The 26571-nt window shown below is 60.5% G+C and carries 26 protein-coding genes; 17 read left to right on the top strand and 9 right to left on the bottom strand.

Annotated elements, in window-relative coordinates; all coding sequences use genetic code 11:
• Positions 1-32: 32 nt before the first annotated feature.
• Genes ABW043_RS03210 through ABW043_RS03200 form a run of 3 tightly spaced genes read right to left on the bottom strand, consistent with a single transcriptional unit; the run spans position 33 to position 2694 of the window.
• The gene (locus ABW043_RS03210; RefSeq protein ID WP_353919795.1) at positions 33-767 is read right to left on the bottom strand and encodes an ABC transporter ATP-binding protein; all 735 of its coding nucleotides are present in this window, start codon (positions 765-767) and stop codon (positions 33-35) included.
• Positions 743-1642 carry an ABC transporter permease gene (locus tag ABW043_RS03205; protein ID WP_353919794.1) on the bottom strand — a complete coding sequence of 300 codons (900 nt, stop codon included), beginning with the start codon at positions 1640-1642 and terminating at the stop codon, positions 743-745. Before ABW043_RS03205 ends, ABW043_RS03210 begins: the two co-directional genes overlap by 25 nt.
• Positions 1643-1668: 26 nt before the next feature.
• A complete protein-coding gene (locus tag ABW043_RS03200) occupies positions 1669-2694 on the bottom strand; it encodes an ABC transporter substrate-binding protein (RefSeq protein ID WP_502908586.1) in 1026 nt (341 codons plus the stop codon).
• Positions 2695-3021: 327 nt separating this feature from the next.
• Between ABW043_RS03200 and ABW043_RS03195 the strand changes: the two genes are divergently transcribed.
• From ABW043_RS03195 to ABW043_RS03185, 3 genes are read left to right on the top strand one after another with little or no spacing between them, the layout of a single operon-like run.
• Positions 3022-4050, top strand: coding sequence for an ABC transporter substrate-binding protein (locus ABW043_RS03195; RefSeq protein WP_353919793.1), 1029 nt, complete (start codon positions 3022-3024; stop codon positions 4048-4050).
• A 41-nt stretch (positions 4051-4091) separates the two neighbouring features.
• Positions 4092-5087, top strand: a complete 996-nt coding sequence (locus tag ABW043_RS03190) for a FecCD family ABC transporter permease (protein WP_353919796.1) — start codon at positions 4092-4094, stop codon at positions 5085-5087.
• On the top strand, positions 5084-5845 hold the full coding sequence (locus tag ABW043_RS03185; protein ID WP_353919792.1) for an ABC transporter ATP-binding protein: 762 nt from the start codon (positions 5084-5086) through the stop codon (positions 5843-5845). Before ABW043_RS03190 ends, ABW043_RS03185 begins: the two co-directional genes overlap by 4 nt.
• Before the next feature lie 7 nt (positions 5846-5852).
• On the opposite strand, the gene ABW043_RS03180 is transcribed toward ABW043_RS03185, so the two are convergent.
• The 3 genes from ABW043_RS03180 to ABW043_RS03170 all read right to left on the bottom strand — a co-directional run bounded on the left by ABW043_RS03180 (position 5853) and on the right by ABW043_RS03170 (position 12027).
• Positions 5853-7088, bottom strand: coding sequence for an MFS transporter (locus ABW043_RS03180; protein WP_353919791.1), 1236 nt, complete (start codon positions 7086-7088; stop codon positions 5853-5855).
• A 186-nt stretch (positions 7089-7274) separates the two neighbouring features.
• Positions 7275-9308 (bottom strand): methyl-accepting chemotaxis protein, encoded by a 2034-nt coding sequence (locus ABW043_RS03175; RefSeq protein WP_353919790.1) that lies wholly within the window; start codon positions 9306-9308, stop codon positions 7275-7277.
• Between the two features lie 295 nt (positions 9309-9603).
• Positions 9604-12027 carry a hypothetical protein gene (locus tag ABW043_RS03170; RefSeq protein WP_353919789.1) on the bottom strand — a complete coding sequence of 808 codons (2424 nt, stop codon included), beginning with the start codon at positions 12025-12027 and terminating at the stop codon, positions 9604-9606.
• 395 nt (positions 12028-12422) lie between these two features.
• Here ABW043_RS03170 and ABW043_RS03165 point away from each other — a divergent pair, with 395 nt between their 5' ends.
• Together ABW043_RS03165 and ABW043_RS03160 are read left to right on the top strand one after the other, a co-directional pair.
• The gene (locus ABW043_RS03165) at positions 12423-13049 is read left to right on the top strand and encodes a response regulator transcription factor (RefSeq protein ID WP_353919788.1); all 627 of its coding nucleotides are present in this window, start codon (positions 12423-12425) and stop codon (positions 13047-13049) included.
• A 143-nt stretch (positions 13050-13192) separates the two neighbouring features.
• Complete coding sequence (locus ABW043_RS03160) at positions 13193-13942, top strand: LuxR C-terminal-related transcriptional regulator (protein WP_353919787.1); 750 nt, start codon at positions 13193-13195, stop codon at positions 13940-13942.
• Between the two features lie 8 nt (positions 13943-13950).
• On the opposite strand, the gene ABW043_RS03155 is transcribed toward ABW043_RS03160, so the two are convergent.
• Positions 13951-14418, bottom strand: coding sequence for a cupin domain-containing protein (locus tag ABW043_RS03155; RefSeq protein ID WP_353919786.1), 468 nt, complete (start codon positions 14416-14418; stop codon positions 13951-13953).
• Between the two features lie 124 nt (positions 14419-14542).
• Entirely contained in the window at positions 14543-15550 is a 1008-nt protein-coding gene (locus ABW043_RS03150; protein WP_353919785.1) for a bestrophin family protein, read from the bottom strand.
• Positions 15551-15725: 175 nt separating this feature from the next.
• Between ABW043_RS03150 and ABW043_RS03145 the strand changes: the two genes are divergently transcribed.
• The 11 genes from ABW043_RS03145 to ABW043_RS03095 all read left to right on the top strand — a co-directional run bounded on the left by ABW043_RS03145 (position 15726) and on the right by ABW043_RS03095 (position 23406).
• On the top strand, positions 15726-16478 hold the full coding sequence (locus ABW043_RS03145; protein WP_353919784.1) for an SDR family oxidoreductase: 753 nt from the start codon (positions 15726-15728) through the stop codon (positions 16476-16478).
• An 11-nt stretch (positions 16479-16489) separates the two neighbouring features.
• The gene (locus tag ABW043_RS03140; RefSeq protein ID WP_353919783.1) at positions 16490-16954 is read left to right on the top strand and encodes a carboxymuconolactone decarboxylase family protein; all 465 of its coding nucleotides are present in this window, start codon (positions 16490-16492) and stop codon (positions 16952-16954) included.
• Positions 16944-17807, top strand: coding sequence for a sigma-70 family RNA polymerase sigma factor (locus ABW043_RS03135; protein WP_353919782.1), 864 nt, complete (start codon positions 16944-16946; stop codon positions 17805-17807). The genes ABW043_RS03140 and ABW043_RS03135 overlap by 11 nt, the downstream gene beginning before the upstream one ends.
• Positions 17808-17933: 126 nt before the next feature.
• Positions 17934-18518 carry a TetR/AcrR family transcriptional regulator gene (locus ABW043_RS03130; protein WP_353919781.1) on the top strand — a complete coding sequence of 195 codons (585 nt, stop codon included), beginning with the start codon at positions 17934-17936 and terminating at the stop codon, positions 18516-18518.
• A gap of 96 nt (positions 18519-18614) precedes the next feature.
• Complete coding sequence (locus ABW043_RS03125; RefSeq protein ID WP_353919780.1) at positions 18615-19355, top strand: SDR family oxidoreductase; 741 nt, start codon at positions 18615-18617, stop codon at positions 19353-19355.
• Between the two features lie 136 nt (positions 19356-19491).
• Positions 19492-20625 (top strand): LuxR C-terminal-related transcriptional regulator, encoded by a 1134-nt coding sequence (locus tag ABW043_RS03120; protein ID WP_353919779.1) that lies wholly within the window; start codon positions 19492-19494, stop codon positions 20623-20625.
• Positions 20626-20718: 93 nt separating this feature from the next.
• The gene (locus tag ABW043_RS03115) at positions 20719-21546 is read left to right on the top strand and encodes a class I SAM-dependent methyltransferase (RefSeq protein ID WP_353919778.1); all 828 of its coding nucleotides are present in this window, start codon (positions 20719-20721) and stop codon (positions 21544-21546) included.
• A gap of 118 nt (positions 21547-21664) precedes the next feature.
• On the top strand, positions 21665-21949 hold the full coding sequence (locus tag ABW043_RS03110) for a DUF1127 domain-containing protein (RefSeq protein WP_353919777.1): 285 nt from the start codon (positions 21665-21667) through the stop codon (positions 21947-21949).
• Between the two features lie 88 nt (positions 21950-22037).
• Complete coding sequence (locus tag ABW043_RS03105; RefSeq protein WP_353919776.1) at positions 22038-22337, top strand: hypothetical protein; 300 nt, start codon at positions 22038-22040, stop codon at positions 22335-22337.
• An 11-nt stretch (positions 22338-22348) separates the two neighbouring features.
• Positions 22349-22810 carry a GNAT family N-acetyltransferase gene (locus ABW043_RS03100; protein WP_353919775.1) on the top strand — a complete coding sequence of 154 codons (462 nt, stop codon included), beginning with the start codon at positions 22349-22351 and terminating at the stop codon, positions 22808-22810.
• Positions 22811-22827: 17 nt separating this feature from the next.
• Positions 22828-23406, top strand: a complete 579-nt coding sequence (locus tag ABW043_RS03095; RefSeq protein WP_353919774.1) for a carboxymuconolactone decarboxylase family protein — start codon at positions 22828-22830, stop codon at positions 23404-23406.
• A gap of 90 nt (positions 23407-23496) precedes the next feature.
• On the opposite strand, the gene ABW043_RS03090 is transcribed toward ABW043_RS03095, so the two are convergent.
• Positions 23497-24807 (bottom strand): esterase-like activity of phytase family protein, encoded by a 1311-nt coding sequence (locus tag ABW043_RS03090; protein WP_353919773.1) that lies wholly within the window; start codon positions 24805-24807, stop codon positions 23497-23499.
• Between the two features lie 269 nt (positions 24808-25076).
• On the opposite strand from ABW043_RS03090, the gene ABW043_RS03085 reads away from it, so the two are divergent.
• Positions 25077-26571 (top strand): alkaline phosphatase (locus tag ABW043_RS03085; protein WP_353919772.1); only part of this gene is annotated, 1495 nt, incomplete at its 3' end.

Here is a 26571-nt window from a genome sequence, read left to right as displayed (position 1 = left end):
CTCTTGTCACTCATCTCACTGTTTCCCTCGGTTCAGGCGGCGCTGCGGTCGTCGACGTCGACGCCCAGCCGCGACAGCAATTGCGAACGAATAGCGCCGAAGCGCGGGTCGCCGTGGCTGCGGCGACCCTTGATGTCGACCTGCAGGTCTTCGACAAACCGCCCTTGGTCCAGCACCAGGATGCGATCGGCCAATGAGATCGCCTCGTCGACATCGTGGGTAACGAGCAGTACGGCTGGCCGGTGGCGGGCGCACAGTTCGCGCAGCAGGTCATGCATCTTGAGGCGCGTCAGCGCGTCGAGCGCTCCAAAGGGTTCGTCGGCAAGGAGCAGCGCCGGCTCGCGCACCAGAGAGCGGGCCAGTGCCACGCGCTGCTGCTCACCGCCGGAAAGCTGGATCGGCCATGCCGTCTCGCGTCCGGCGAGCCCGACCTCCTCCAACGCCTTGCGACCTGCCTTCTGTCCCGCGCCGCCAAGACCGAGCGTGACGTTCTGGATGACATTGCGCCAAGGCAACAGGCGCGCGTCCTGGAACACCACCGAAAGCTTGTCCGGCGTGCGTAGCGCACCGGTGCCTTCGACCTCGTAGTCGAGTCCGGCCAGCGCCCGAAGAAACGTGCTCTTGCCCGAACCGCTCTTGCCCAGAAGGGCAACAAATTCGCCTTGGGCAATGTCGAGGTCGAGATCGTCGAGGATAGTGACCTCGCCAAACCGGCGGATCAGGCGGCGGACTTCCACCGCGTTCAATGGGCGAGAGTGCGGCGCCATGACAGCAGTCTCCTTTCGAGCAGGCGAACGACGCCATCCGAGGCAAGGCCGAGGAAGGCATAGACCACGAGGCCGACGATGATGATCTGGGTCTGACCATAGGTACGGGCGAGTTCGATCATGTAGCCAAGACCCGAGGTGGCATTGATCTGCTCGACAACCACCAGCGACACCCAGCACAGCGTCACGGCGAACCGCAGGCCGAGGAGGAAGCCAGGCACGGCACCAGGCAAGACGACCTGCAGCAGGAAGTCACGCTGGCTCATCCGCAGCGTCTCGGCGAGTTCCACATAGCGCTCGTCGATCGCCCGCAGCGCATTGTGCGTGTGCATGTAGATCGGCACGACCACGCCCAGCGTGATGATGGTGACCTTCATCGTCTCCCCGATCCCCAACCAAAGCATCAGCAGTGGGATCATCGCCAAGGTGGGCACGGCGCGCTTGATCTGGATCGGCCCGTCGATAAAGGCCTCGCCGATGCGCGACAGACCGGAAATCACCGCCAGGAGAAGACCGATGACAATACCAAAGCTCAGCCCCAGCAGCGCCCGAACCGCGGAGGTGAGGAAGTTCGACTGCAGTCGCCCATCGGCGATCAGATCACCGAAGGTTCCAACGATTGTCCAAGGCGCGGGCAGGATACGCGGATCGAGCAGCCCGAACGCCGACCCTGCCGTCCAGATGAGCACCAGTGCAATGGGCCCGATCTGGAGGCCGAAGGGAATAGCCGGGCCTGGCCCCAGGCGCCGCCGGCGCCTGGTGGACGTTTCGACAATGGCCGGTGGCCGAAGGCCGGTCGGCGGGGCATAGCTCACCGGTCTTTCCCGGTCGAGGACATCGAGCCCCCTGCTATGGCTGCTGCTCACATAGGTCATCGCGGAACTCCAGGGTTCGGGGAAGTCTATTTGGCGGTCAGGGCTGTTGCGGCGAGGGTTTCGAAGCGGCGATCAAAGATGTTCTCAGCGCTATAGGGCTCGTAGCCGAGCTCCACGCCCAGGAGGTCGATGGTCTTTTGGTGGCGGGAGACGACTTCGTCCCAGCTGCCGGGGATGATCTGGTTGCCGACGAGCTCAACGAGATACTCGCCATCTTCTTTGCTCAGGCCCTGGTCCTTGACATAGTAGCCCTCGACCCAGGCTTCCGGGTTCTCATTGACCCATTGCGTGGCGCGGGCCCAAAAGCTGACATAGACGGCCAGTGCCGCGGCCTTGGCCGGATCGTCCAGCACCCATTGCGGTGCATAGAGATGGCCTGGGTCGTCACGCAGCCCGTGTTCGATCACCGTCGCGCCGTCAGCGCCGTACTGGTTGACATAGCGCCGGATATAGACGCCGCCGATCGGCGCAACGTCGACCTGATGGCTCGCTAGCGCCACTGGATAGACGTCGCCCGTGCTCGGCAACTCCACCAGCGTCACCTCATCACGAGTCAGCCCCGCCGCCTGCAGCGCCCGCAACACCAGTGCTCCCTGCGCCTGTCCGGGGCTGAAAGCGATGCGCTTGCCGCGGAAATCGGCGAGGCTCTTGACCTCCACGCCCGGCGCGATCCCGAAGCGATAGATTGGATGGCCTATCGGGTCTTCGCGTTCGCGATAGGCGATATTGCGGACCGGCAGGTCGTTCCAGTTGGCAAAGATCGATGGGATTTCGGCCACCGAGCCGACATCGAGTGCGCGCGCTCGGAAGGCCTCCGATGTCTGCGGCCCGCCACTGAGATTGGTCCATTCCACCTCGAACGGAATCTCGTCAATGAGGCCGGAAAGCTGCAGCGCTACCTTAGTCTGCGGGTCACCCACCACCAGCTTGGTGCCCGCCGGGACTTCGGCGAGGAGCGGCGCGCTGTCCTGCGCCTGCAATGCCCCTAGGCTTGCGAGCGATAGAAGCGAGGCTGCGATGAGGAGGGTCGCTGTTCGACGGTTCTGCTGCATTTCTTCCATCCGGTGATCGATGGAGAGAACGTTAGCTTTCAATATCCACTATTTCTATAGACATTAAAAGATTGATTTCCTGAATGTTGGACGCGATTGAGAAAGGTGCCGCAATCGCCCGGCCAGAGGGATGCCAATATTCCACCGCGGCAGAAATCTGGCCTCGCGGCCACCGCCATTCGGCGATCACAATCTCAGCCAATCCACGGAGCATTTGAGCTCGTCAAGATTTTATGACTATTCCAGTCTTGTTTATGTTCTCGATCGCGGCTAGGGGAGCCAGGCGGCCCACTCCGTCCCTCCCTTACCTATCTCGGATTTCTATCAATGTTCTCGGTGAAGTCGGTCAGTGCCATGTTTGGCGCGATGCTCCCCCTCGCTCTTTCGCTGGCGCCTGCACAGGCCGCCGCAACCGTCTACCCGCTCAAAATCGACAATTGCGGTGTCGAACTCATCTTCGAAAAAGCCCCGGAACGCGCCGTCACCCTGGGCCAGAACAGCGCGGAAATCCTGCTGCTGCTCGGCGTTGAAGATTCCATGGTCGGCACCGCCTTCTGGCCTTCCAAAGTCCTGCCGGAATTGGCTGAAGCCAATGCCAAGGTGAAGCGCCTGTCACAGGAAATCCCGACGCTGGAATCGATCCTGGCCGAGCGCCCCGATTTCGTCGCCGCACAGCTGGCCCATCTGATGGGTCCCGAAAGCAAGGTTGCCAAGCGCGAAGACTTCGCCAACCTGGGCATCAATAGCTACGTGTCACCGACCCTTTGCACCGCCAATCACGACACCGGCGACGTGCATGGCGCCCGCACGGAGTTGTGGAGCATGAATGATCTCTATCTCGAGATCGACCAGCTCTCACAGATCTTCGACGTGGCAGATCGTGGTCAGGCGCTGATTGCCGATTTCAAGGCCCGTGAGGCAGCACTTCGCGCCCGCGTATCGGACGAAACCGCTGACCTGTCCTATGCTTTCTGGTTCTCGAGCCCCTCGCCCGAAGCCGACGCTTACCTGGGTGGCAAGAACGGCTCGTCCGGTTTCATTGCCGACCTTCTGGGTGGCCACAATGTTATCCAGACCGAAGTGGAATGGCCGACCGTCAGCTGGGAAGGCATCATGGCCGCCAACCCGGACGTGATCGTGGTGGGCGAAGTCGCTCTCACCCGCGGTTGGGAACTGGACAAGGCTGAAAACAAGATCGCTTTTCTCAAGGCCGATCCTGCCATCAGCCAGCTTGAAGCCGTCAAGCAGGGCCGCATCGTCAAGATGGATGCGCAGGCGATGAACCCGACCATCCGCACCCTTTATGGTGCCGAGCAGATCGCCGCGCAGCTGGAAGAACTCGGCCTCTTCAAGTGACCACACTCAAACGCCACTTTGGGGAACAGGCCGGTCTCGGCCTGTTCCTTTTGTTATCAACCGTCTTGCTGCTGGTTGCCGTTGCGGCCGGCACGGGCATTGGTGAAATGTCGATCCCGCTCGACACAACCTTTTTCGCCGTCACCAACAAGTTCGGCTGGACCGGGATCGAGCTCGATCCGATTCACCAGAGCGTGATCTGGGATTATCGCCTGAGCCGCGCCCTGGTGGCCGCCTGTTGTGGTGCTGGGCTGGCCTTGTGTGGCGCGATCCTGCAGTCATTGCTGCGCAATGCGCTGGCCGAACCCTATGTGCTCGGCGTCTCGGCCGGCGCCTCTACGGGCGCGGTGTCGATCATGATCCTGGGCTTTGGCTCAGGTGCGATCACCCTTTCGGCCGGCGCTTTCGTTGGTGCCTTCGCCTCGTTCATTTTCGTGGCCCTGCTGTCCGATGGTGCTCGCGCTGGTGCCGGCAAGACCATTCTGGCCGGTGTGGCCGCCAGCCAGCTCTTCAATGCACTGACCTCCTACATCGTCAGCACCTCAGGCAACGCGCAGCAGGCGCGTGACGTCATGTTCTGGCTGTTGGGCAGTTTCGGCGGCGTCCGCTGGCCCGAATTTCAGCTGGCCCTGGCCGTTGTCGTCGTGGGCTTTCTGGTCTGCATGTATTTTGCCAAGGCGCTCGATGCCTTCGCATTTGGCGACGATGCAGCGGCCTCGCTGGGCATTCCGGTCAATGCGGTGCGGGTCATCCTCTTCGCCGTGACGGCCCTTTTGACCGCGACCATTGTTTCCATGGTCGGCTCCATCGGCTTTGTCGGGCTCGTCGTGCCCCATGCCGCGCGCTTCATCGTCGGCCCGTCGCATATGCGACTTCTGCCGACTTGTCTTGTGAGCGGCGCGATCTTCATGGTCGTGGCCGATATCGTCTCCCGCACTATCCTGCCTCAACAGGTCCTGCCCATCGGGGTGGTCACCGCCCTTGTCGGCGTGCCGTTCTTCTCCGTCATCCTCTACCGTTCGCAGCGCGCCAAATGACTATCAGTGCAGAAAACCTCACCTGGAAGATTGGCCAGACCACGATCGTGGACAGTGTTTCGCTCAAGGCCGAACCGGGCAAAATGCTGGGGCTTCTTGGTCCCAATGGCTCAGGTAAATCCTCGCTGCTGCGCCTCCTCGCAGGTCTGCGCAAGGCCCATTCAGGCACCGTGACCTTGGACGGCAAGGACCTGCGCACAATCAAGCGTAACGCCATTGCCCGTCGCGTTGCCCTCGTTGAGCAGCATGCCAATACCGAATCCAACGTGAAAGTGCGCGATGTGGTCAAGCTTGGCCGCATTCCGCACCACCCTCCGCTTGGCGGCTGGACCAAGGCTGATGACGAGGTCGTCGATGGCGCCCTCGCCCGCGTCGGCATGAGCGATCGACACGAACAATATTGGCAGAGCCTTTCCGGCGGCGAGCGCCAACGCGTGCATATCGCCCGTGCCCTGGCCCAGGCGCCAACCGAAATGCTCTTGGACGAGCCGACCAATCATCTCGACATCCAGCATCAGATCGAATTGCTGCGCCTGATCTCGGACATTTCTCTGACCTCGATCATTGCCATCCACGATCTCAACCACGCGGCCATGTTCTGCGATCATCTGGTCGTGCTGCAAAAGGGGCGCGTCGTCGCCCACGGCACGCCCGAAGCAGTCCTGACCGAGGACCTCCTCCGCGACGTCTTTAGAGTTGAAGCCCGCATCGTTACCTCACCGCATCACGGCAAGCCGCACATCCACTACCTGCGCTAGCAACGGGTCAGGCAGCGGCAGACGCCACCGCCTCCGGCTGTCGCCCGCGCAATTTGCCGGTGATGACCATCATCGCCAGCGCGCTGACCAGGGGGACTGCGGCAAGAACGATCCAGGGCGTCGCAGCCTCCGGCGAGGGCGTCACTGCCTTGTCGAGCAGCGGCCCGATGGCAATGTTGCCCAGCAACACCGAGAGGCCACCAGCCGAGGCCAGCGCGCCGAAATAGACGCCCGTCGGCCGGCCACCGGCAAAGCCGGGCACCATGTCTGAAACGAAGGGGCGCGCAACCATGGCGCCGAGGCTCAAAAGGGCCACCATCAGCGCTGGCGGCAACAGGTTCCACGGGGCAGGCAGCACCGGCATCGGCGCAAAAATGGCGACGGAACCGAAGGCGAGCGCAACCAGGCCATAGCCGACCGGGATGCAAATATGGGCGCCCAGCCTCCGGCCAAGTTTGGCCAGCGGCATTTGCAAAGTGATGATCATCACCGAGGCGATCATGAACATGGGCGCCAGATCGCGCTCCGTACCACCCACACGGGTGATCTCAACCGGCAACGCCAAATAGAGCTGGTTATGCGCGAAAAGCTGGGCGCTTTGCGCCAACACAAAGGCGAGGAACAGCTTATCGCCGAATATGGCGCTCCAGTCCGGCTTGGCCCGCGGCATGATCGGCATATCGCCACGCGGCAGCCAGAAGTAGAGCACGAAGAAAGCGACGACGAAGAGGCCGGCGCCGGTATAGGCCATGGCCGAAAAGCCGATATCGGTCAGCATGGCAGCGATCATCGGGCCGGTCACCGCGCCCAGCTCGCCCCACACCGACAGCAGCGCAAACCACTGCGCCCGGCTTCGCTTGCCCTGGCTCTCGCTGATCTCGCCCACTTTGGCGAGGATCGAGGTAATGGCCGGAGAAAACAGAGCGCCACCTAGCCCCGTCAAGCAGGCGCCGGCCAGAATGACTCCGATATGTCCGCCCATTCCAAGCATGACAAAGCCGGCAATCCGCACCACGCAACCGAGCAGGATCAAGCGGCGCGGCCCCAGCCAATCGGAAAGCGCGCCGCCAAAAATGAACAGGCCCTGCTGGGAAAACGTGCGCAGGCCCAGCACCAGACCAACCACGCTGCCTGGCAACAACATGTCCTCGCGCAGGAAAATCGCGAGGAACGGGACCACCATGTAGAAGCCGATATTGAAGAAGAATTGGCTCGACAGCGGCAAGTAGGGACTAACTGGCATAACGCACTCATATTTACCGAGATGCGTCTACACGATGGGTCGAGGCGTGAAAATCGGCAAAGCACGTCGAGTTAGCGGCAACGGTGACTTGAGGGCAAACCTCGATCTCGACACAGGCCGAACGTTCACCAACAGGACGATCGAGGCGGGCACGATGAATCGCGCCCGCCAAAAACTAATCTGGAGCTAGAACTCGCTCCAATCATCCTTCAAAGCCGCATTTCCTCGGGTCAAATAGCTCTTTGCCGTGGAAGCCACCTTGCGCTGGAGATCCCTCGCGCCGTTCGCGGTCGGACTATGTGCCGACACAGTCGCCTTGGCTGGGTTCCCGCTGTCGATCTTGAAGACCTCCACGATACGGTCCAGCTCGCTTGCACGAGATTCCGTCTGCTCAATCGCCGCATTGGTCTGTTCCACCAGCGCCGCATTGTGCTGCGTCATCTCATCCATCTGCCGCACGGCAGTGGTGACCTCACCAATGGCCGTGGATTGCTCCTGGCTTGCCGACGAGATCGACCGCATGAGCGCGCTATTCTGCTCAACCGCGTTGAGGATGGCATTCAGCTTTGAAGACGCCTCCTCAACCAGCTTCGAGCCACCGCTGACTTCCATTGCACTTTGTTCGATCAACGACTTAACCTCAGAGGAAGCCTGAGCAGCCGACTGGGCGAGGCGCCGAACCTCGACAGCAACCACCGCAAACCCCTTGCCCGCCTCTCCCGCTCGCGCCGCTTCAACGGAAGCATTGAGCGCCAAGAGATTGGTCTGGAATGCGATATCGTCGATCATCCCGATAATGTTGGAGATCTTGCCCGAGGAGGTCGTGATACGCTCCATGGCCCGCGTTGCCTGGGTCATCACCTCTCCACCCTCACCGGCCAGCTTGGCTGCCGAGTTGGTCCGCACCGCTGCTTCTTCGGCCTTGCGGGCATTGTCCGACACCGTCGTTGCAAGTTGCTCCATTGCAGCCGACGTTTGCTCGATGGTCGCTGCCTGCTTGGTCGTGCGCTCCGACAGATCGTTTGCGCCTGCCAGAATTTCGCCCGTGGCTGATTTGAGAGCCCGAGAGGTTCCGCGAATTTTTGCAACCGCATCGGATAGGTTATCGGCGACTGCATTGGTGTCTGCCTTAAGCTTGGCGAGGGCTCCCTGATATTCGCCACGAACGCGATACGTGAGGTCGGTCTGGGCGAGGGCCGACAGCACAGTGCCGGTTTCGCCGATGGACTGGTCGACGGTCTCAACGAGGTTGTTGATACCCCCGGCAAGAGCGTTGAGCTCGGCATCGGGGAAAGAGGTTTCCACGCGGCGCGAGAAGTCGCCGGCCACTGCGGCATCGACAACATTGCCGAACGCACGCTGCAACTCGCCCATCATCTGCCGACGCTCAGCTTCATCGCTGATGATCCGGGCAGCCTCCGCTTCCGTCATCTGCGCGACCTTGATCCCGTTCTCACGGAACACTTCGACGGCGCGCGCCATCGCGCCGATTTCGTCTTTGCGGATCGCGCCGGGAACCTCGGTGGTGAAATCGCCGTCGGCAATCTTGCCCATATTGGTGGTAAGACGACCAATGGGTGAGGTGATGCTCCGCGCGATCAGGAACGCGACAATTCCCATGATCGCAAGAATGGCCACACCCGTCGCTGCCTGGCGAACAGCGTCCGCGGCATTCTCAGCCTTCAGGTCATCAACATAGATGCCGGTTGCCACGATCCATTGCCACGGTTCAAATCCGGCAAAATAGACGCGCTTGTCAGCTACTTCTTCGGAGTTCGGGCGCGTCCATGCATAGTCGATAAAGCCACCGGCTTCCGTTTTCACCCTCTGTGCCATCTCAAGCTGGAACAGCTTGCCGTTCTTGTCTGCGACCTGGGAACGGTCGGTGCCCTCAGCAGCTCGGTTGAACGGGTTCATCACCATGAATGCGTCGAAGCTATTGATGAAGACATATTCCTCACCGCGATAGCGCATCTCGCCGACGGCCGTCTTGGCGAGGGTCTGCGCTTCTTCTTCCGTGATCTCACCAGCCTGGAAGCGAGCGTAGTTCGCTTTGATTATTCCCAAGGCGTTGTCGACGACGGTTTTGAGCTCTGCATCGCGGGTTTCCCAACGAGTGTCGCTCACGTCTCTGATGCTAAGAAATGACAGAAGCCCCAGAGCCAGGAAAAATCCGGCGACCAGGATATAAATGCGTGCTGAAATATTGAACTTGAACACTGTGTCGACCCCGCGCCCCTTCTGGAGCGCAAATACAAGAACGGCCTTCTAGGCCAGGTGGTATGATCGACGTTACGGTCTCCCGAGGGCAAGACGTCCAAGACGGCGTTTTCTTGCCTGTCCGGCTCGAAAACACCTGCTTGATTGTAGCCATGCGCCAAGATCGAATCTCGGGGCTTGGTAGGACGCCGATCGCCGCCAACTTGCGTAATCGTGCTTAATTTCTACTAAAGAGAGCCCAAAAGAGGCGCGGGGCTCGTGGGCCTGCGCCTCTTTTGGCTGCAGGTTGGTCCTCTTATGCAATCGGGCGATCGAGGTAGACCGTTATGATGTCGCCAGAGACCGTAGCGCCGATCACTTCCTCGACGTTCACGCCGGCATTGCCCAGGGTGTTCGACAGTGGAACATTTGCGGAAATGGCTTCGCGCAGCTGATCCACTTCGGTTGCCGTGAGAGGCTGAGCGCAGCCGATCACCCGCACAAGTTCGAGACGTCTTGCCTCCACTATAACCTCAGGAGAGGCGACGCTCCCTTCGGCAAGAGCAGAAACCCCGACGGCGCAATCAAGATCGGCAACCAGCCCGAGTTGGGCCGCGGTCACGGCGCCCGTCGCCGAGGCGATCAAAGTTGGGTTGGGTACCGCGCCGCCCGCCCCAGTGCCGACATTGCCGCCCGTAGCCGGGTTACCGGAGGTTCCATTGCCGCCCGTGGGGCCATTGCCGCCCGTGGGGCCGTTGCCGCCGCTGCCGTTTCCGGTCAAACTACCGCCACTGGTGCCGTTAGCGCCGGAGCCACCACCAGTAGGACCGCCGCCCGTTGCCGTGCCGCCACCGCCGGTGCCGGACCCATTGCCTGTTCCAGAATCTCCACCAGTTCCGCTACCGCCGCCGGTGTCGGTGCCTGCGCCGCCACCGGTATCGGGCCCTGTTCCTTCGCCTTCGCCGGTTCCACCACCGGTACCCATGCCTGGCGTCGTGATGCCGCTACCACCGATGGTCACCGTCGTGTCGATGGCTGCCAGTTCTGTTCCGAGATCGGCATCCAAAAACACCTGCAACTGCCCATCGTCGCCCAGCCGTATGGCGGCGACGGCCTCCGGCGCGATTCCCGCTTCTTCCAAGATGTCGAGCAGGTCGGCATCGAGAACCAAAGCCGTTCCGGTCGCATCCTCGTTCGTCAGAACGGCGGAGATATCGGCAATGCCCTGATCACCCAGCAACGCCTGAAGATCGATGAGACGGATTTCGCTGATATCCGGACCCGATCCCGAGGCGGGTTGGCCGGTCCCGAGCAACCGGATAACTGCATCAAGACGCTGCTCCTGATTGGGGAGGAGGCTGAGATCGACCAGGGCGAGTTCTTCGTCGGTCAGGAGATCGATGTCCAATTCCGCCAATTCTTCACTCGAGAGTCCGAGAAGCGGGTCGAGCAATCCGCTGCCCGAAGGAACGGTCGGAGTGGCGCCGGTCGGCGGCAGCGCGCCAAGGCCAGCAAGCGTAAGGCTCGTATCGACAAAGATGCGGTCACTGCCATCGTCAGCGGTGCCGATTGCCACGATCGCCTCGGGATCGATACCAAGCGCAACGAGTTGCGCGACAATTTGCGCGTCGATACCGCCAGTTCCCCCAGTCCCATCCACGAGATCGCCGAGCTGGCCGAGAGCCTGCGGTCCCAGAATAGCGTTGAGATCGACAAGCTGGATCGGCCCACCGGCACTTCCACCGCCACCGTCGGCATTAGAAAGCAGACGCACCACGGCATCGAGGCGTTGATCCTCGTTGGGCAGCACGGTGAGATCGATGCGAGCAAGGTCCTCGTCGCTCAACAGATCAATGTCGAGCGCTGCCAGTTCGCCAACCGTCAGCCCATCCAGTACAGAGCCCCCTGCGGCTGAACCAGGGAGTGTTGCACCGCCCAGATCGGCAAGAGCGACGGCACCACCGAGAACGATGACTTCGGTATTGCCGTTGTCGTTGATGCGGACAGCCAGCACCTCCTCGGGCACTATGCCTTCATTGCCCAGAATGGAGGTCAGGACGGCGCTGTCACTGATCGCGTCAAGCAGCTGCAGCCGGCCGTCTTCGCTGGTGGACAGGGTTTCCACAATCTGTCCGAGGCCGACGCTGTCGAGCAAACTGCCCACCGGCAAGATGCTCACACGCCGATCGTCGATAACGGCGTCGATATCCACGCCCGCGAGTTGCGGATCGGCGATAAGGTCGATCAACGCATCGACACGCAGCGCTTCATCGAGCGCTGCAATATGCAGGTTGGGAACCGGATCCCGATCGGGCGTGACAGCTATATCGATCAGTTGTCCCCCATTCGGCCCGGTCGAACCGCCGCCTGTGCCCACACCAACGCCAATGAGATTACCGCTGCCTGTATTGGTCGGTCCGGCGTTGACGTCGACGCCGACGACCTCGTTGCCACCGAGGCCAACACCGGCATCAACACCGATGCCATTGCTGCCGCCTATACCAGCATCAACGCCCACTCCGAGGCCGTTGTCACCACCGACCCCGGCATCCACATCCACGCCGAGACCGCTTTCGCCTCCGAGGCCGACACCCACGTCAACATTGACGCCATTGTCGCCACCAAGGTTGACGCCGAGGTCCAAACCGCCCCCACCGCCGCCGAGGCTGAGTTGGGCGAATGCCGGACTGGCGCTGAGAAGAGCCGCTATGAGGGCGACCGTCGAAACCTGAGTTCGCATGATATTGCCTTCCACTCATCGAGATGGCGGCAGAACGTCGGTGCCTCAGGTGGTTTCCAACACATTGGGCGCCAGCATTACCCAAGGGCCAACAAATCAAACGGCATTTTATGTTCGTGGGTGGGGACGCGTAACAAAGATCGTCGGAGGAGACAGCTGCCAATCCAGGCACATGCCTGACGCTTAGCGAACGCCATAGACTCGCTTTTCAAGACGCCGCGGCACCCAATTAAGTTAAGATTTTCCGCCGACCGCCTTGTGAGAACTATCTACACAAATCCATCTATTGACAGAATTTACGCTAGATAAATGGAAGATTCTGTATGGAAAACTATATATTTTGCGACGTGATGACATCACGCAGACTACCTACAGAACGTAAGTAGTGAGATGCCATGCCTATTCCAACGCTTTCTCCTCGTATGATTTCGGAATTTCACGTTCGTATAGTAGATTCAGACATTCAAAACTGCGAAAGCCTGAGTGTACTGTTCCGTCTCGAAGGCTTCCAAACCAGCTTTGCGATTTCTCAAGACAAGGCACTATCCAGCAGCGGCCGCCTCGATGTCTTTGTCATAAACCTAGAAATGTCCGATGGATCAGGCCTTGGCCTGCTCAAGAGAGTGAAAGCCGAAGTCCCAGGCGCCCCTGTGTTCATGTTGGTCAAATCGCCCACAATAGACGCAGCAGTCATGGCGATGAAATTAGGCGCTACCGACGTTTTCACTCAGCCAGTTGATACCGAGCATCTGTTGATCAGCGTGCGCGACGCCCTCCGTCGTGATCTTCATATCGGCGCCATGCGCGACGGCCGTCGAAGCGTCGAGATACGCGGCTTTTCGGCACTGACGCCACGCGAGCGCCAGGTATTGCAGCTCCTTGCAGAAGGCCGCTCTAATAAGTCGGCAGGCGATCTGCTTGAAATCTCCTCGCGCACCATTGAAGTCCATCGTGCCGCAATCATGAAGAAACTGGGCGCCGAAAACGCCGCTGACTTGATGCGGATCGTCTTCACACGCTGAGAACGCCTTTGTTCGGAGATATCTTGGAAGGAGCGCGCGACCAGGCGCCACGCGGCTCTTTGAAAGCCCTGACTAGCCCTTTCAGTGTATTCTTCTTCGCGAGGAACCCGACGCGACCAAGACCGTTATCCCCGATCTAGACGATGGCTACCGACGACTACCTGTTCGAACAGGAACGGGCTTTTCGTCGAACGGCCACCGCCCAAGCAGCCTTTTCCCGACAGTTGAGCTGTCTAGCAACGGATTCTATGGAGCGCAGCCAAATGCAGCGCGTAGCCGAATGGACTGAGTCAAGAATGCTCTTCCGCAGGTTAATGGAGCGCTCCCAACTACTTGGTTGGATATGCGAGGCAGATGGCTACTGCATCTATCTCAGCTCCGCGTGGCACCGCTATACTGGATCCTCCGACGGAGTGGGCATAGGCTGGTTGAATGTCATCCACCCTGATGATCGGGTCGTTACTCGCAGGGCGTTTTTCGACGCCAATGACGCTCAGGTTGAGTACGAGGTAGAATACAGAGTACAACGCGCGGACGGCAGCTACTCGACAGCTACTGCGCATGGCGTACCGCATTTCGACGCCAACCAGCGGTACATGGGGATGCTCGGCATAACCACCGGTCAACCCGAATTGCGTCCAGCCAAAACCGAGGATGATGAGGACGAGCAGTCGAGGCCCAAGCTCCTGAGTGACAGAGAGAGGGAAGTCCTGTCGCTGTTTGCTGAGGGCTACACGGCAGAAACGGCGGCGTTGTCCCTTGGGATCGCGCAGGGGACCGTATCCATCCATTCCAACCACGCGACGACGAAGCTAGGCGCCTTAAATCGAACTCACGCCGTCGTTCTCGCACTGCGTCTCAACGAACTTGAGCTTCCTGCTAAGTCCGCCTGAAGGAATTATCACCAGTCCCACGTGATGAACTCGTATCCATTCCGCTCGAATATTTCATCGCGAATGGAGGGATCGATCTCTGGGATGGATTTGCCTTGTCGCATCAGTTCTTCAAACACTCGCGCTCCGGCCGCCGGCGTAAAGATGTTGAGCAGATAGCCCTCGTCGGTTCCGCTATTGCGCCACCCGTGCACCGAGCCAAGGGGAATGAAGATCCACGCTCCCGCAGAAACCTGTCGTTGCTCATCGCCGAGCTGAAATTTGAAATCCCCTGATCGCACGTAAAGAACTTCGTCACTGGTGAGATGAACGTGGAGTGGCGTGCCCGCGCCCACAGGTACGGTCTCCTCGAAAGCAGCAATGCTGCCACCCGTCTGTTCGGCAAGGAGCTTGAAGACCGCAAGACGGCCCGGCTCCATTTCCCAGATATGCCCCTCGCTTTTCACGACGGCATGCCCTTTGGGCTCGGTTGACATTGGCACCCTCCCCTAGACGCAGACGCGATGGACTGTCTCGCAACTCTGCTCATGGCGTCAACGGCATCTCAAACCGAGCCTTGTGACGGCAACACCCGAGGAAACCGCCGAACGGTGGCCCGGACTATGTGGCGATACCATTACGGGGTAGCAGTTGCGCCGGCAGGTTCACCTCGCCCATGGCGGCGCGTAGTTCGATTTCGATTTCACGACAAATCTGGGAGATAGGTACGTCGTTCGCACCACCCTCGAACGGGTTGGATGTGCTTTCGCCCACTTGGTCGAGCGACATATACATCCAGCCAAGCAAAGTGCTAAACGGAATGGTCAGCCAGATTGAAATGATGCTCCAGACGCCTCCAAGCCTGCTCATCTCGGCAAACACCGGCACTGTCCCAAAGGGCAGCAATGTGCAGAAGATGGCCACGAACATTGAGCTGACAATCGCGTACTGGCGCGGATAGGGACTGTTCTTGATGCGATCGCAGCGGGCCTGCTGGTCATGGAAATCCCGCATCAGCTTGAGCAATTCACTATAGACCTGCGACGGGAGCCCCGCATCGCGGAACAGCAGATTGATCTGGTGACCTTGCGCGTTGAGCAATTGCAGCGGCGCAGCCAGCATGCCGCCTTCGAGGATTTCTGCCGCACCCTCCTTGCCAAGCAATGTCGCCAATTCGTCCGACAGCGACGTCGCATCTTCGAGGATGTGATAGCGCTTGCGAAACTCGGCATTGGCCTTGTGCCCCATAGACTCCCACGGCATCGAGCGGCGCAGGCAGAAACGCAGCGCGGTCATCCAGGCGATATGCCGATAGACCAATGCCCGTTTGGTTTGCTCATCGGCAAAATCGCAGCAGAACCGGGATAACATTCGGCTGCTTGCCGATATCTGGGCAAAAGCCTGCAAGGCCTCGCCACTGCGCGCCAGCACTTGGGAATTCTTGAAGCCAGCCATGAGCGAGACGGTGGTGCCAAGCACCACGATAATCGGCCAGGGCACGGAGAAACCCGCAATCGAGGGGATGTTGTATACCCCGATTGCACACAGGCTTACCGCCACCATGAAAATGATACTGCCGCGCGACCACAGCGCAAACTCGACCGGTCTGTAAGATTTCCCGACGTGCATGGAAGCCCCGAACTCAAGGTTGATGCATCCATGACGAGACCGGCGCGGACAGTGTGACACGCGACCCGAAGATTCTTTTTTCGCCGTTCATGTCACACGGGGCCACTGCAACCTCGTCTTGCCATCGAAGACGCCGCCGAACGCGGGCCGGCGTCAGTCAACAACAGGCAAAACAATGAAAATTCTTGTCATCGGCGGCACAGGCCTCATCGGCTCGAAAACCGTACGCATTCTGCTCGATCGCGGTCATGAGGTTATCGCCGCCTCGCCGAGTTCTGGGGTGAACACCATCACCGGCGAGGGTCTCGCTCAAGCTATGGTCGGCGTTGAGGTCGTACTCGATCTTGCCAATTCGCCCTCCTTCGAAGACGGTGCCGTGCTTGAATTCTTCCAGACTGCCGGCCGCAATCTGCTGGCCGCGGAAGAGGCTGCTGGTGTTCGCCATCACGTGGCGCTGTCCGTCGTGGGGACGCAGGATCTCGGCGACAGCGGCTATTTTCGTGGCAAGCAGGCGCAGGAAGCACTGATCAAGGCCTCGCCCATTCCCTACACCATCGTTCATTCCACCCAGTTCTTCGAATTCCTGGGCGGCATTGCCAAATCGGCCGGCGCCGAAGGCACCATTACCCTCTCGACCGCTTTCATCCAGCCGATCGCCTCACCCGACGTCGCCGGCTTTATGGCCGATGTAGCCCTCGCTCCGCCGCTCAATGGTACGCTTGAAATCGCGGGCCCCGATAAGGTCGGCATGTCCGATCTGCTGAGCCGGTATTTGCGCGATATCGGCGACAGCCGCGCTGTGATCGGCACCCCCGACGCACCCTATTTCGGCGCCCGGCTAGCAGAGAATACCTTGCTGCCGCGCGGAGCCGCCCGCCTCGGCGCCATTGGCTATGGCGACTGGCTTGCCAGCCAGACGCAACGCTGAGGAATATTTCGATGAAAGCACGATTGGACGATCACCTTGCCAAGGCTCCTGCTGCCATCAAGGCGATGATGGCGCTTGAAGCGGCTCTCAAGGCGAGTACTCTCGAGACGGAGTTGCTGGAGCTCATCAAACTGCGCGCCTCCCAGATCAACGGCTGCGCGTACTGCATCCATCTACACGCCACATCGATGCGCAAATCCGGTGAAAGCGAAATGCGACTTTACCTGCTGGACGCATGGCGCGAGGCGCCGCACTACACGGCACGTGAAAGGGCGGCTTTGGCCTGGACGGAGACTTTGACGCGGCTGTCGGAAGCCGAGGCCAACGAAGCCGAGTACGAAGTCTTGGAAGCAGCCTTTACGCCCGAAGAGCAGGTCCACCTGACCCTCGCCATCGGCGCTATAAACGCCTGGAACCGCCTGCAGGTTGGTTTCGCAGTGCCTCCTCCGTTCCCCGAGGGCGCATATGACGCCTAAAGAGGCTTCAGATGTTTTCGAGACGCACCGGCCCCGGCTGGTGCGTCTGGGATATCGCATGCTCGGAGGAAGAGCCTCCGCCGAGGATATCGTTCAGGATGCCTGGCTGCGATGGTCCAAGACCGACCAATCTGCGGTGACCAATGTCGGCGCCTTCCTTGCCCGCATCGTGACGAGGCTCTGCCTTGATGAAATGAAATCCGCCCGCGCCCGGCGCGAGCTTTATGTCGGCAGTTGGCTGCCCGAGCCGCTCATCGAGGCGGAAGAACCCGACGTCGACACGGACGAGTTGACCATGACGCTGATGCTTGCGCTTGAGCGCCTCTCTCCCCTCGAGCGCGCCGCCTTCCTGCTCCACGATGTCTTCGGTCAGCCACTCGACGAGATTGCGACAACACTCGGACGCGATGCACCTGCCGTGCGCCAGCTCGCCTCACGCGCCCGAAAACATGTTCAGGAGGCGCGCCCGCGCTTCCCGGTCACTCGGGAGGATGGCGACCGCATTGCCCAAGCCTTCTTTTCTGCCGCCCATACGGGCGACGTGACCGCATTGCGTGCCCTGCTAGCCGACGATGTGGTGCTGCACTCCGATGGTGGCGGCAAAGTCTTTGCCTTCCTCCGCCCCATCACGGGCCTCGATCACGTGCTGCGCATGTATGGTGGGCTCTATCGCAAGCTGGGCCCGGGTTGGACCCAGTTCATTCGCCCGGCCTGGATCGATGGCCTGCCCGGCTATGTCAGCCGCGAACGCGGCGCGATCCTCCAGACCACCGCTTTCGCCATCGAGAACGGCAAGATCACCGCCATTTACATGATGCGCAACCCCGACAAGCTTACCCATGTCGATGGTTGAGCCACCGCAACGCACCTCATCGTCGACCTAGTCCAGTTTGCCTGTCGATCCGCGGATGAAATTGACCTCGGCCACTACAGGACACGATTCTTGACTTATCAGTCCAGAATCGTTATCTGATCACTCATGGCAAGGACCAAGGAATTCGATCGCGACGCGGCTTTGGCCGGAGCACTGGATGTGTTCTGGACCAAGGGCTACGAGGGGGCGTCCACGTACGACCTGCTCAAAGGCATGAAGATCGGCCGCCAATCCATGTACGACACCTTTGGCGACAAGCAGTCCCTGTTCCTTGAAAGCCTGCGCTGCTACCACAAGCTCGACAACAAGAATTTCTTCGATCACCTCGGTGACAACCCGTCGCCGCTCGAAGTCCTGCACGGCTTTCTCGCCATTTTCACTAGGCGCAGTGCGGAGGAAAATGCGCGTGGCTGCATGGGCATCAACGCCACCACAGCCTTCGGCAATGCCAAGCCAGAAGTAACAGCACTTGCCCGTAGCACGGCAACGAGCGTCGAGACCATGCTGGCCGGCCTGATCGAGTCGGCAAAGGCGCGCGGCGAACTGGCCAAAACATTGGATGCAACCGTCGCCGCAAGCTTCCTCTATGCGACGCTGCAGGGTCTGACTGTTCGGGCCCAGGCCGGTGCCAGCCGAGACGAACTGGCCCAAGTCGCCGACTTCGCCATGAAGGCGCTCTCAGCCATGTAGCTGCGTAACCCGCCCAGCCTGCCAATAAACACGCTCAATTTTGGACTAATCAGTCCAAAAAAAATACTACCCCCTGCCTGACGAAAGGAAACACCAATGTCGGCATCTCTCCCTCTTTTCAACAAACGTGCGATTGTCACCGGAGGCTCGCGCGGCATAGGCGCCGCCGTCGTGCGCAAGCTGGTCGAACAGGGCGCTCAAGTGGGATTCACCTACTCTGCCAGTCCCGATGCGGCGCAGCGTCTTGTCGACGAAATTGCCGCCAGCGGCGGCAAGGCCTTCGCTCTCAAGGCCGACAGCGCTGATCCCCTGCGCCTGCAAGACGCTATTCGACAGGCCGTCGACCGGATGGGCGGGCTGGACATTCTGGTCAACAATGCCGGCACTCTGGCTCACGCCCTCATAGAGGATTTCACCCAGGCGGACTTTGACCGGACAATGGCCATCAACGTGAGGGCGCCGTTCTTTGCCATGCAGGAAGCGAGCCGGCACATGCAGTCGGGTGGGCGCATCATCAATGTGTCGAGCAATGTCGCAGTCAGTGCGGCGGTGCCGGGCGCCAGCGTCTATGGCCTGTCCAAATCGGCCCTCACTGCCATGACGCGCTCGCTTGCCCATGAGTTTGCGCCAAGGGGCATCACGGTCAACGCCATCCAGCCGGGTCCGACGACCACCGACATGACCTCGGGCATGGAAGATTTCATCATCGGCAGGGTACCGGCCGGTCGCATGGCCAATGCTTCCGAACCCGCCTCTCTTGTGGCCTATCTCGCCGGGTCGGACGCCGGCTTTATCAACGGCGCGGCGGTGACCATCGATGGCGCTATGACGGCATAGCAGCGCTGGAACTGCCTTGCTGTCGGCGAACGGCAAGGCAGTCGCCAATTGCGCGAAATGTGTTCCGCGAGGTCTTTCTGTAAAAGGCGCTTCACCCGTGATATTCTTGAGCTCTGCTTAACGCCGGGCGATTGGCATGGTCGATCCATCCGCAACAGACGGGTCCGACAACACAGATCTGATGCAGATCGTCACCGCCATTTACGACGCGGCGATCGCCTCGGAACTTTGGCCGGGTGTCCTTGAATCCTGCCGCGAGTTTACCGGCGGGGCCTCGGCAGCAATCTTTGCCAAGGACGTAACCGGTAGCCGCCGCCAGCTATTTCATATTGATGGCCGGCTCGATGTTGAACAGACCCAGATTTATTTCAGCCGACTGGCGCCAATCGATCCGAGCAATACGGTTCAGGTCTATGCCGAGCTTGAAGAGGGTGTGATCACCAGCCAGAAGCTCAACATCGAAGACTTTGCCCAGAGCCGCTTCGCGGCGGAATGGGCCGCGCCACAGGGCATTGTCGACGTGGGATTTGCAACGCTCGAGCGAAGAGGCGACTGGGCTGCTCTCTTCGGCGTCTTCCGGCACGAGCGTGATGGACTGGGCGACGAATTGATGCGGCGACGCCTGACCCTCCTCGCGCCCCACGTGCGCCGGGCGGTCAACATCGCCGGCATCATTGGCCAGGCAAATCGAACGGCCGATACTTTTCGGGGAATGATAGACGGGCTGGCGACCGCCGTATTCCTCATCGACGCCGAAGGCCGCATGGTCCACGCCAACCATGCCGGGGAAAAACTGCTGGGCCAACACGGCACAAACGGCTCGGGCCCGGTCGGCACGCTCAGACTGGAGCGAAGCCAGATGCGCAACATGCTCCAGCAATCAAGCCTTGCACAAAGCTCCGCCTTTCTTGAAACCTCCAGCGGTGAACGGCTCGTTGCCCACGTGCTGCCGCTCACTGGTGGCACCAGGACCTTTGCTGGGCTCAAGGGCGATCCGGTTGCAGCGCTCTTCGTCCAGCCGGCGCTTTTTGATCCGCCCTCTATTCCAGAAAGCCTGGCTATGGCTTTCGACCTGACGCCCGCAGAACTGCGCGTGGCCCTGTCCACCCTGCGCCACGACAAAGTTGCCGATGTCGCGGAAAACCTCGGCGTCTCCGAGGCGACGGTGAAGACCCATCTGAGCCATATCTTCGCCAAGACGGACACACGTCGCCAAGCCGACATCGTCAAACTCGTGGCGGCCTTCAAAAGTCCACTCGCCGAAAGATAGGCGAAATTTCTTTTTCGTCTCATCCGATCGGATGACGCGAGCGACCGGCCATCTCCTTAGAAAACGCACCAAGCGACACCTAAGGAGAAACTGATGTCCCTTCACCAAGCCAATATCAACCCCGCGATCGACTATGCGGCCATCAAGCAGCGCCAGCAGGCGGCCTGGGCGTCCGGCGACTACGCCGTTGTCGGCACCACGCTGCAGATCGTTGGCGAGCAGCTCTGCGAGACGATCGAGATCCGGCCTGACGCCAAAGTGCTCGACGTAGCGGCGGGCAACGGCAATGCGACGCTTGCTGCGGCAAGACGCTTCGCCGATGTCACCTCCACGGACTATGTGGAGGCCCTTCTCGACAAGGGACGCGAACGCGCCAAGGCAGAAACGCTGCCGGTAACCTTCATGGTGGCCGATGCAGAAGCCCTGCCGTTTGCCGACGCCAGCTTTGACTGCGCGCTGTCAACGTTCGGGGTGATGTTCTCGCCCAATCACGAACAGGCGGCCGCCGAAATGTTGCGGGTAGTTCGCCCCAAGGGCCGGATCGGCCTTGCGAACTGGACCCCGGCCAGCTTCATCGGCCAGGTGTTCAAGACGCTGGGCAAGCACATTGCTCCACCGGCTGGCGTTCGTTCGCCTGCCCTGTGGGGTGATCGGCAATACTTGGAAAAGCTGTTTGCCGGTCAGCGCATCGAGATCACCGAGCGGCTATTCAACTTCCGCTATCGGTCTGCGTCCCACTTCATCGACGTGTTCCGCACCTATTACGGTCCGGTGCACAAGGCCTTCCTGGCCCTCGATGAGGCAGGTCGCACGGCGCTCAACCGCGACCTGACCGTGCTGATGGAAAGCTTCAACACCGCCACCGACGGCTCCCTCGTCATCCCCTCGACCTATGCCGAAGTGGTCATCGAGAAAACCTGAACCCTCGAGCCGGCTGCTTAGCCCGGCCGGCTCGCCTTAACGCAAAATCGGCATCCTGATCGCTTGGCGGCCCCGTGGGTTCGGCGAGAGGGATTGCCCCTTACCTTCGGACGTAATCATGACTGCGATAGACTATGGCGCCGTTCGCGGCGCAGAAACGACGACCAGACCCAAACGTCCGCGCTTCCTGCGAATGATCCTTGCTCAATTCCGGCGCAAGCGCCGGGTGATCAGGACCTATCTCGAGCTGTCGCGGATGGACGAGTGGTTGCTCTACGATCTCGGCATCGACCCCATCGATGTCAGGGAAGCGCTGAACGATCACTCCACGACCTCGATCCTTTTCGAGCCGATGCGCCGACAATTCGACTTCGGCGACAAGCCTGGAAAACGGAAAAACTGATGCGACGGCAGCAAGGCGCTGACCAGACCATCGAACAACAAACGTGAGCCCTGCCATGGGCGGGGCTCACAGAATGTGCAGCCTCATCATGGATATACTGATCAACTTGGCCAACGTGCTCTACGTCGTGGCCTATTTCACCACCAATATCGTGCGCCTTCGCCTGCTGACCCTGGTGGCCGCATCGTGCCTCGCCATCTACTTTGCCAATCAGCCGCTACCGATGCTCAACGTGGTCGCCTGGAACCTGGGCTTCATCGCCCTGAACCTCTTCCAGCTGCTGCGCCTCCTCAGGCGCCGCTATGGCAATGGACGTTTCGGCGCTAAGCTCTACCGGGAAATGCTGGCTGCGATTGGCACTTCGGCGGCCAGCTCGGGCAGGACGTGAAGGAGGATGCAATGGCGCAGATCACATTCGGCCCATTGGCCGAGGTCGATCCTGAATTGTTGCTGAGCATGCTGCTCGATCCCGGCGTTCGCCGCCACATGCCTCTGGCCGGCGACAACTGGGACGAGCAGACAGCTAGCGACTGGGCCAAGGGCAAAGATGCCCAATGGCAGGAGAACGGCTTCGGCCCTTGGGCGATCCTGCTCGACGGCAAATTCGCCGGCTGGGGCGGCTTCCAGAAGGAGGAAGACGAGGTCGATCTCGGCCTCGTTCTCCTGCCGCAGCATTGGGGAGAGGGGGCGGCGATTTTCCGCCTCCTTGTCGAGCGCGGGCGGGAAATGCGCCTCGCCAATGTCACCATCATGTTGCCGCCGAGCCGGCGGCGTCTGAACAGTCTTGCCCGGCTTGGCTTCACGCCCATGGCCGACGTCGAATATGCCGGCGAACGCTTTCATAAGTTCAGGCTCGACTGAGCAGCTTGGAGGACAACATGTACGTCAAGACCGTGCCGGCATCCGAAGCAACCGGCGAAATGGCGCAAATCTACGCTGCGGACATTGCCTCCATGGGACATGTCATGCACGCGACCGAATGCTGGTCGGCGCGTCCTGACATGCTCGTGCCAGTCGAAAGCCTGCTGGAACAGATGCGCGACGGCTTTTCGCTTGGTCTACTGAACTTCCGGCTCATCACCTTCATCGCGGCCCAGCATGTGCCATCGAGCTACTGCTCGCATGTCTACTTCAAGACCCTGTCTGGCATGATCGGCCGCGAAATGACGCTGGCGGTTCATCGTGATTTCCGCAGCGCGGGTCTCAGCGAACTGCAGGTGGAAATGCTGGCCTATGCCCAGCAGATCACCGTCGATGCCTCAAAGATCGGCCCCGCTAATATCGACGCCCTGCGACGCGTCGGCCTCACCGACCTCAACATCGCCGATATTGCCTTGGCAGCCTCGTTCCGAAACTTCATGAGCCGCTACTTTGACGCCATAGGTGCCAGCGTAGAGCCCGACTTTCTCGATGCCGACCCGGACGTTCGAGAAAAGCTCTCCGTCGGTAAAGATTGAGGCCAACGTGCTGCGAATGACTGGGCCTTATTAAATAGCCAATCCAAGGAAAGAAGGGGCCGCGAGGCCCCTTCTCGGTTCACTGGTGAATTACTCGGCCTTGAGGAAATCGGCGACGTCGAGGAGGATGTACTCGTTGTCGTCGGCACGACCGGCTTCGCGACCGGTCGAGCCTGGGTAGTTGTTGTCGTTGGCGACAATGATGGTGGTCGGGTCGACGAGATCAACGTCTTCGATGGTGACGAAGGGGAAGGTGAACACGCCGTCCTTGCTGCCGCGCGGCGCGATGCCGTCCGGGTCCTGCATGGCCATCAGGTCGATATAGGCGATCTTTTCGAGCACGCCGTTTTCGTCGGCGCGAGCGAGATCGACGAGATAGATGCGCTTGAAGGCAGCAGCCTTCTCGCGGCCGTCATCGCCTTCATTGTTGTCGCGTTCGATGATGAGGCCACGGGTGCCTTCAAAGATGTTGAAGTCGCCGATGGCGTGGCCAGCGTCGTCGAGCGGATAGTAGCGAACGGTGTCGCTCCAGGTGGCGTCGGCAACGTTGAATTCGAGCATGCGGATGACGGGCTTGCCATCAACGAGTTCGAGCGCGCCGGCCGTTTCGTCGAAGAAGGGCTTTTCAAGAAGCGGATAGAGCGTGGTGCCGTCGATCGACTGCGCCATGCCTTCATAGCCGCCCGAGCGGCCGGTATTGATGCCGGTCACGACAGCACCGGCAGCCGGCTGCGAGGTGAACTGGTTGTCGGGCGACTTGTAATCGACGCCACCGGGATTAGTCTTGACCACCTGCAGCACGACGCCTTCGGCATCGACTTCGATCAGCCAGGGGCCGAATTCGTCGCCGATCCAGTAGTTTTCGCCAACGGGCTGGATGGATTCAGGATCGAAATCGGCGCCGGTGAGATAGCGGCTATCGCTGTGCTCGGTGACGATCGGGAACGGAACGACGCGGTTCGGATCTTTGAGGAATATGGTCTTTTCGATGCCGACCTTGCCCGCTTGCCAATCCATTTTCAGGATGTTGAACATGAGCATAGCGTCGGACGAATTGGCCTTGTTGCCAAAGCCGTTGTCGGTGAGGAACAAGAAGCGATCGTCGCCCAGCGAGCGGACACCGCTCATGCCCTGGAGAGGCTGGCCGGGAAACGGCATGGCGATGCCCGAAGCTGGGTTAGCCCAGCCATACGGCGTCTCGACGCGAGTGCCCGAGGTGAAGCGGCCAGACATCTGGAGGCCGGCGGGTGCATCGGCAGGAGCGGGCAGAAAGGTCTGGGCCGGCAGCTGGGCATGGGCCTTCAGCACGGCCTCAAACTTTGCCGGACCGTCAGTTTCTTGGGCCATTGCGAGGGATGCAAGGAGGCTGAGGCTGACGCCAAGGGCGAGCGCTTTGAGCATGGTTCTCTCCAGAAAAAATGGATGCCCTGCCCTAAACAAGGGTGATGTCGCTGGGATCACAGCGGCGTGAATGGCCCATGACATTGCCAACGCTGTCAGCGCGATGAGCCAGCGTCGCACTCGGCTCGACATGTTACAAAATTACATTATCTGCCGCTCGTAACGTTATGACGTAACTACATTTGTGTGTCACATGGCCGGTCTAATGGGTTGATGAACCGGTCAGTTTCTCTCCTGCCCGGACGCTTCAACCCAATAAGGTGAACATCATGGTCAAGCTCTCCCGAGCCCTTTTCGCTGGCGTTTCGACGCTCGCCCTGACTCTGCCGGTTCTGGCCCAGACGGCACTGCCGCAGGCTGATGACAGCTACTTCCTGGCCGCCCAGGAACAGCTCGCCGCCAAGGAAGCGGTTCAGCCCAACACCGGCAAGGCCAAGAACGTCATCGTCTTCATCGTCGATGGCCTCTCCATCCCGACCATCACCGCCGCCCGCATCCATGAAGGCCAGCTCGCTGGCGTCGATGGCGAAAGCCACTCGCTCGCCTTCGAAACGCTGTTGCCGCACACCGCTCTCGTCAAGACCTACACCCACGACAGCCAGGTCGCCGACTCCGCGCCGACCGCGACCGCCATCACCTCGGGCGTAAAATCGCTCAACGGCACGATCGGCGTCGACCAGACCGCCGTGCTCGAAGATTGCTCGACCCAGGCCGGCGCCACCACCATGTCGATCTTCGAACAGGCCGAAGAAGCTGGCCTTTCCACGGGCATCATCTCGACTGCCCGCATCACCCACGCGACCCCGGCTGCTGCCTATGCGCACACCGTCGGCCGCGACTGGGAAAACGACACCAACCTGCCCGAAGACGCTGTCGGCAAGTGCGCCGATATCGCGTCGCAGCTCGTCGACTCCAGCTTTGGCGACGGCTTTGACGTGGTGTTCGGCGGCGGTCGCGCCAATTTCATGCTCGACAGCCAGAAGGATCCGGAAGATGAGACCCGCACTGGCGCCCGCAAGGAACGCGACCTGATCGCCGATTGGCAGGCCAAGTACACCGACGGCACCTATGTGTGGAACAAGGAAGGCTTTGACGGCCTGACCGCCGAAACCACCAAGGTTCTCGGCCTCTTCAACGGCTCGCACATGCAGTATGAAGCCGATCGCGAAGGCGATGCCGGCGGCGAACCTTCCATCGCCGAAATGACCGTCAAGGCGATCGACATCCTCGAAAAGAACGAGGACGGTTTTGTGCTGATGGTTGAAGGCGGTCGCGTCGACCACGCTCACCACGCCGGCAATGCCGCTCGCGCTCTCAAGGACGCCATCGCCGTCTCCGAAGCCGTCCAGGCCGCCTACGACGCCGTGAACCCGGAAGAGACGCTCATCCTGCTCACTGCCGACCATAGCCACGTCTTCTCGATCGCTGGCTACCCGACCCGCAACAACCCGATCCTGGGTATTGCCGGCACGGGTGACGATGGCCTTCCCTACACCACCCTCGGCTACATGAACGGCCCCGGCGCCAAGACCCTCGAAGAAGGTGCCGATGTCTCGACCATGTCGGGTGAAGACGTCCGTGCTGCCCTGCAGCGCGCCGACCTGACCGAAGTCGACACCACCGACATCGACTTCCTGCAGCAGGCCCTGATCCCCATGGGTTCGGAAAGCCACGCCGGCGACGACGTCGCCGTCTTCGCCCAGGGCCCGCAGGCATACCTCTTCGACGGCGTCATCGAACAGAACCTGATCTACCACGTGATGG

The organism is Devosia sp. (assembly GCF_040509215.1).
In the GTDB taxonomy this organism is placed as follows: Bacteria; Pseudomonadota; Alphaproteobacteria; order Rhizobiales; family Devosiaceae; genus Devosia.
Note: the sequence above shows the minus strand (reverse complement) of the source record. Positions and strands in the feature narration are given on the sequence as shown.